At 57.1% G+C, this 6,554-nt stretch carries 6 protein-coding genes; all 6 read left to right on the forward strand.

The window, feature by feature from the left end; all coding sequences use genetic code 11:
- The first annotated feature begins 345 nt into the window (after positions 1-345).
- Complete coding sequence (locus tag DBP26_RS23560; protein ID WP_108239930.1) at positions 346-2,070, forward strand: acetolactate synthase 3 large subunit; 1,725 nt, start codon at positions 346-348, stop codon at positions 2,068-2,070.
- Between the two features lies 1 nt (position 2,071).
- Positions 2,072-2,563: an acetolactate synthase small subunit gene (ilvN, locus tag DBP26_RS23565; RefSeq protein WP_093469284.1), complete on the forward strand. Its 492-nt coding sequence runs from the start codon at positions 2,072-2,074 to the stop codon at positions 2,561-2,563.
- A gap of 51 nt (positions 2,564-2,614) precedes the next feature.
- Complete coding sequence (gene ilvC / locus DBP26_RS23570; RefSeq protein ID WP_108239896.1) at positions 2,615-3,631, forward strand: ketol-acid reductoisomerase; 1,017 nt, start codon at positions 2,615-2,617, stop codon at positions 3,629-3,631.
- A 151-nt stretch (positions 3,632-3,782) separates the two neighbouring features.
- Complete coding sequence (gene pssA / locus DBP26_RS23575; RefSeq protein WP_108239895.1) at positions 3,783-4,631, forward strand: CDP-diacylglycerol--serine O-phosphatidyltransferase; 849 nt, start codon at positions 3,783-3,785, stop codon at positions 4,629-4,631.
- A 73-nt stretch (positions 4,632-4,704) separates the two neighbouring features.
- The gene (msrP, locus tag DBP26_RS23580; protein ID WP_108239894.1) at positions 4,705-5,718 is read left to right on the forward strand and encodes a protein-methionine-sulfoxide reductase catalytic subunit MsrP; all 1,014 of its coding nucleotides are present in this window, start codon (positions 4,705-4,707) and stop codon (positions 5,716-5,718) included.
- Positions 5,718-6,338, forward strand: a complete 621-nt coding sequence (msrQ, locus tag DBP26_RS23585) for a protein-methionine-sulfoxide reductase heme-binding subunit MsrQ (RefSeq protein WP_108239893.1) — start codon at positions 5,718-5,720, stop codon at positions 6,336-6,338. The genes msrP and msrQ overlap by 1 nt, the downstream gene beginning before the upstream one ends.
- The last annotated feature ends 216 nt before the right edge of the window (positions 6,339-6,554 follow it).

A 6,554-nucleotide genomic window follows, 5' to 3' on the forward strand; every position in this document is an offset into this window, starting at 1 on the left:
TCATTCGGTGCTTTTTCGTTGCCTGTGGGTGAAGAAAGCGCATGGACGACTTGACTTGAGGGGGTTGAATCAGAACAATCCAAAGTCCGCTGTAGAGGGACTGCCAGAAGCAGACCGTCTCGGCAGATCATGAGGCGCACACCCGCGTCGACCTGTTACACCCGCAACGCGTTACCTCGCGCTGGGTGGGAAGACTCCGAAACACTCAGGGGCGATCCCAATACTTGCTCAGTCAGTGCTGACGTAGTCGGCGACCACCGTCGCTCATGCTCTGCTGGCAGTAAACCTATTAAGACCCGTCTCCTCTTCTGTGGACGGTATTCTGGCGTTTTAGAGGTGAACAACGTGGAGCTTTTATCTGGCGCTGAAATGGTCGTCCGCTTTTTGCGTGACGAAGGCGTTGAGCATATCTATGGGTACCCAGGCGGGGCCCTCCTGCATATATACGATGCGCTGTTCAAAGAACCTGCTGTGAGCCACATCCTCGTTCGCCATGAACAGGCTGCCACTCACATGGCGGATGGTTACGCTCGCGCCACCGGTAAAGCCGGTGTCGTGCTCGTGACTTCCGGCCCTGGCGCCACCAACGCCATCACGGGGATCGCGACCGCATACATGGACTCGATCCCAATGGTCGTGCTGTCGGGGCAAGTGCCCAGCACGATGGTTGGCACCGACGCGTTCCAGGAAACCGACATGATCGGTATCTCCCGTCCGATCGTGAAGCACAGCTTCATGATCAAACATCCGTCGGAAATTCCGGAAGTGCTGAAAAAGGCCTTCTACCTCGCGCAATCCGGCCGCCCAGGTCCCGTCGTTGTCGATATTCCGAAAGACATGACCAACCCGGCCGAGAAATTCGAGTACGTTTTCCCCAAAAAAGCCAAGCTGCGTTCCTACAGCCCGGCGGTTCGCGGGCACTCGGGGCAGATCCGCAAGGCTGTCGAAATGCTCCTGGCCGCCAAGCGCCCGGTCATTTACTCCGGCGGCGGCGTGGTGATGGGCAACGGCTCCGCACCGCTGACCGAACTGGCACAGCTGTTGAACGCTCCGGTCACCAACACCTTGATGGGGTTGGGCGCGTACCCGGGCACCGATCGTCAGTTCGTTGGCATGCTGGGTATGCATGGCAGTTACACCGCCAACCTGACGATGCACCACTCGGACGTGATCTTGGCCGTAGGCGCACGTTTCGATGACCGCGTCATCAATGGTGCGGCGCGTTTCTGCCCGGGTGCCAAGATCATCCATATCGATATCGACCCGGCTTCGATCTCCAAGACCATCAAGGCAGACGTGCCGATCGTTGGCCCTGTGGAGAGCGTGCTGACCGAAATGGTCGCGACCCTCAAGGAAATCGGCGAGACCCCAAACAAGGAGTCCGTCGCCAGTTGGTGGAAGCAGATCGATGAGTGGCGAGCGGGCGGCGACCTGTTCCCGTACAACCGTGGCGATGGCAGCTTGATCAAGCCTCAGACCGTGATCGAAACCCTGTGCGAAGTCACCCAGGGCGACGCCTACGTGACGTCCGACGTCGGTCAGCACCAGATGTTCGCTGCTCAGTACTACCGCTTCAACAAGCCTAATCGTTGGATCAACTCTGGCGGTCTGGGCACCATGGGCTTCGGTCTCCCGGCTGCCATGGGTGTCGCGCTGAGCTTCCCGGATGCTCACGTCGCTTGCGTCACGGGCGAAGGCAGCATTCAGATGAACATCCAGGAGCTGTCGACCTGCCTGCAGTACAACCTGCCGGTGAAGATCATTCTGCTCAACAACGGCGTCCTGGGCATGGTTCGGCAATGGCAAGACATGAGCTACAGCGGCCGCCACTCGCACTCCTACATGGAGTCGCTGCCTGACTTCGTGAAACTGGTCGAAGCCTACGGGCACGTCGGTATGCGTATTACCGACCTGAAAGACTTGAAACCGAAGATGGAAGAAGCGTTCGCGATGAAAGACCGTCTGGTGTTCCTCGACATCCAGGTCGACGTTGCCGAGCACGTCTATCCGATGCAGATCAGAGACGGCTCGATGCGCGACATGTGGCTGAGCAAGACGGAGCGTACCTAACATGCGGCACATCATTTCGCTTTTGCTGGAAAACGAACCGGGTGCTCTGTCTCGTGTCGTCGGTCTGTTTTCGCAGCGCAACTACAACATCGAAAGCCTGACCGTGGCACCCACCGAGGATCCGACCCTGTCGCGTCTGACGTTGACCACCGTGGGGCATGATGAGGTGATCGAACAGATCACCAAGAACCTCAACAAACTGGTTGAAGTGGTCAAGCTGGTCGATCTGTCGGAGAGTGCTCACATCGAACGTGAGCTGATGCTGATCAAGGTCAAGGCCACTGGCGCCCAGCGCGCTGAGATCAAGCGCACCACGGACATCTTCCGCGGCCAGATCGTTGATGTTTCCAGCAGTGTCTACACCGTGCAGCTGACAGGGACGAGCGACAAACTGGATAGCTTTATTCAGGCCATTGGCACCACCGCCATCCTGGAAACCGTACGCAGCGGCGTCACGGGCATCGCCCGCGGCGACAAAGTGCTGAGCATCTAATTTCATTCATTTAGCGAATGGCCTGATGGGCCGAGATAACAGGGGAATTCCATGAAAGTTTATTACGACAAAGACTGCGACCTTTCGATCATCCAGGGCAAAAAAGTGGCGATCATTGGTTACGGCTCTCAAGGCCATGCGCAAGCATGCAACCTCAAAGACTCCGGCGTCGATGTCACCGTAGGTCTGCGTAAAGGCTCCGCCACTGTCGCCAAAGCCGAGGCTCATGGCCTGAAAGTGACCGACGTCGCGACTGCCGTTGCTGGCGCCGACCTGGTCATGATCCTGACCCCAGACGAATTCCAGTCCCAGCTGTACAAGAACGAAATCGAACCGAACATCAAGAAGGGCGCTACGCTGGCCTTCTCGCATGGCTTCGCGATCCACTACAACCAGGTCGTGCCACGCGCCGACCTCGACGTGATCATGATCGCGCCAAAAGCGCCGGGTCACACCGTGCGTACCGAATTCGTCAAGGGCGGCGGTATCCCTGACCTGATCGCCGTTTACCAAGACGCTTCCGGCAACGCCAAGAACGTTGCGCTGTCCTACGCTTCGGGCGTAGGCGGTGGCCGTACCGGCATCATTGAAACCACCTTCAAGGACGAGACCGAAACTGACCTGTTCGGCGAACAAGCCGTACTGTGCGGTGGCACCGTAGAGCTGGTCAAAGCCGGTTTCGAAACCCTGGTTGAAGCCGGCTACGCGCCGGAAATGGCCTATTTCGAGTGCCTGCACGAGCTGAAACTGATCGTTGACCTCATGTACGAAGGCGGTATCGCCAACATGAACTACTCGATCTCCAACAACGCCGAGTACGGCGAGTACGTGACAGGCCCTGAGGTCATCAACGCCGAATCCCGTCAAGCTATGCGCAACGCCCTGAAGCGCATCCAGGACGGCGAATACGCCAAGATGTTCATTGCCGAAGGTGCGAGCAACTACGCGTCGATGACCGCCAAGCGCCGCAACAACAAGGCACACGGCATCGAAATCATCGGTGAGCAACTGCGCTCGATGATGCCTTGGATCGCGAAGAACAAGATCGTCGACCAAACCAAAAACTAAGATTCCCCGAATCTGTTTCTGGTGAAGAAAAACGCGGCCTTCGGGTCGCGTTTTTTCGTTATGGGGCCTCATCTGGTATAAAGCTGCATCGTTCGCTGGCGGATGACGCGGCGGACCCTGTTCGAAAATTCATAGCTGCAAGGTAATGTCCATGAGCGAACGTCCTGAAGAGCCAAACAAGGCCTCTGACGCTGAAAGCCTGCTACCGATCGATGAGCATATAGAAGAAGGCCACGATGCCGAAGGCCGCAAGGTCCGCCATCGGGGCATCTATTTGCTGCCGAACCTGTTCACAACGGCGAACCTCTTTGCAGGTTTCTACGCCATCATCAGTGCGATGAGCGCTCAAAGCGCGATGAGTGCCGGCGATGCCGCCGGTGCGAGCAAATATTTCGCCTTTTCAGCCATCGCCATTTTCGTGGCCATGGTTCTGGACGGCCTCGACGGTCGTGTAGCACGCATGACCAACACCCAAAGCGCATTTGGCGCCGAATACGACTCCTTGTCCGATATGGTTGCGTTTGGGGTTGCTCCCGCGCTGCTTGCATTTGGTTGGGCTTTGGGTGACATGGGCAAGGTGGGCTGGATGGTCGCCTTCATTTATGTAGCGGGTGCCGCGTTGCGTTTGGCTCGCTTCAACACTCAGGTGGGTAAGGCGGACAAGCGGTATTTCATTGGACTGGCAAGTCCCGCAGCGGCAGGCGTGGTGGCGGGCACCGTCTGGGCGTTTAGCGACTACGGCATTCAGGGCTCAAAGCTGTCCTTCCTGGTTGCGCTGCTGGTGGCCGCGGCGGGCATGCTGATGGTCAGTAATATCAAGTACAACAGCTTCAAGGAGCTCGATCTCAAGGGGCGGGTCCCCTTCGTCGCCATCCTGGCTGTCGTGTTAGTGTTTGCTGTGGTTTTCAGCGACCCGCCACGCATCCTGCTGCTGATCTTCCTCGCCTACGCCGCATCAGGGCCAATTCAGTACCTGCTCCGTCTGCGCCGTCGTAAATAGCGAGACAGATTCATTTCACACCGCACTTCGCAGCCTATAAGGTGGAGCCAGTCCATCAGGTTGCGGAGTCGCCATGCTGATCAAGATCCCTACTGCGTCCGCTTGCAAAGAGTCGGATGTCACACCCGAATCCCTCTACCTTTCTCGACGTGCCGTTCTAGGCGCCTCGCTGGCCGGCTTCGCCGTTGGCACGCTGCCATCTTGGGCAACTGCTGCGGATGCCTCGCGCTACGACGCCGTAGACCCGGGAAACGCCCCCGGATGGTTCAATGAAAAGCTGCCTTCGACCAAATGGCAGGCGGTGACCGTTCAGAACGAAGCCATCACCCCGTTCAAGGACGCAACTCATTACAACAACTTCTATGAGTTTGGCACCGACAAGGGTGACCCTGCACAGAATGCAGGTTCCTTGAGGACAGCCCCATGGACGGTTGTGGTCGATGGGGAAGTGGCCAAGCCAGGTCGGTACGCGCTGGAAGATTTCATGAAGCCTTACCAGTTGGAGGAGCGTATCTATCGGCTGCGCTGTGTGGAGGCATGGTCGATGGTCATTCCTTGGTTGGGCTTCCCGATCTCCCAGTTGCTTAAACAGGTCGAGCCAACGGCAAACGCCAAGTACATCAGGTTCGAGACGCTGCAGGATCCTAAAACGATGCCTGGCCAACGATCAGGGTTCGCGTTGATCGACTGGCCCTATGTCGAAGGGTTGCGGCTGGATGAGGCGATGAATCCACTGGCGATCCTGGCGGTGGGAATGTATGGGCGTGAGCTGCCTAACCAGAATGGGGCGCCTTTACGCCTGGTGGTGCCATGGAAATACGGCTTCAAGAGCGTGAAGTCCATCGTGCGTATCAGTTTGGTGAGTGAGCAGCCGAAGACCACGTGGCAGAGCATCGCTACCAACGAATACGGCTTCTACGCCAATGTGAACCCGACTGTCGACCATCCGCGCTGGACTCAAGCTCACGAGCGTCGTCTGCCCAGCGGGCTGTTCAGCCCCAACATTCGGCAAACGGAAATGTTCAATGGATACGCAGAGCAGGTGGCCTCGCTCTATGCCGGTATGGACCTACGGAAGAATTACTGATGCGTTATCTGCCATGGCGACTGAGTGTTTTCATCGCGGCGTGCGTTGCTCCGGTGATGTGGTTGTATAAAGCATGGATTTTCGATCTGGGACCGGATCCCGGGAAGGCGCTGGTGGACCTGTTCGGTTTGGGCACCTTGGTCCTATTGCTGATCACCTTGTCACTGACGCCATTGCAACGCATCTCTGGATGGGCAGGGTGGGTGATCGTCCGGCGTCAGCTGGGGCTCTGGTGTTTCACCTATGCCACGTTGCATTTGCTGGGGTACGGTTTTTTCATTCTTGGATTCGACTGGGCTCAGTTGGGTGTGGAGTTGGTCAAACGCCCTTACATCATCGTCGGCAGCATTGCCTTTCTCTGCCTGCTGGCACTGGCCGTCACATCCAATCATTACAGCCAGCGACGCCTTGGTGCACGCTGGAAAAAGCTGCATCGGCTGGCTTACCTGATTCTGGGGCTGGGTTTGCTGCATATGCTGTGGATTGTCAGAGCTGATCTCAAAGAGTGGGCTATTTATGCGGCGGTGGGTGGTTTGTTGTTGTTCGTGCGAGTGCCTGTCATTGCAATGCGCTTGCCTCGAATGCCCAGGAAGAAAGCACGCGCAAGCGTTGAGTCTTGAATAGTGCGAAGTCGTAGGGCCATCTTGCCGGCTCAAACATAAAACTTTCTTCTTTTCCGAAATAAGTGCTTGACGGGCCTTCAGATGTCTCTATAATTCGCCCCACTTCCGGCGCAGTCGGAACCGAAAACTCCTTGAAGATCAACGAGTTGCAGGTTTCGCATAAGCAGGAAGTGCTTCGGTTTTCAGCGTCAGGCTCGAATCGAAAGCGGTGAA

Origin of the sequence: Pseudomonas sp. RIT409 (assembly GCF_003052515.2) — a bacterium.
GTDB lineage: Bacteria > Pseudomonadota > Gammaproteobacteria > Pseudomonadales > Pseudomonadaceae > Aquipseudomonas.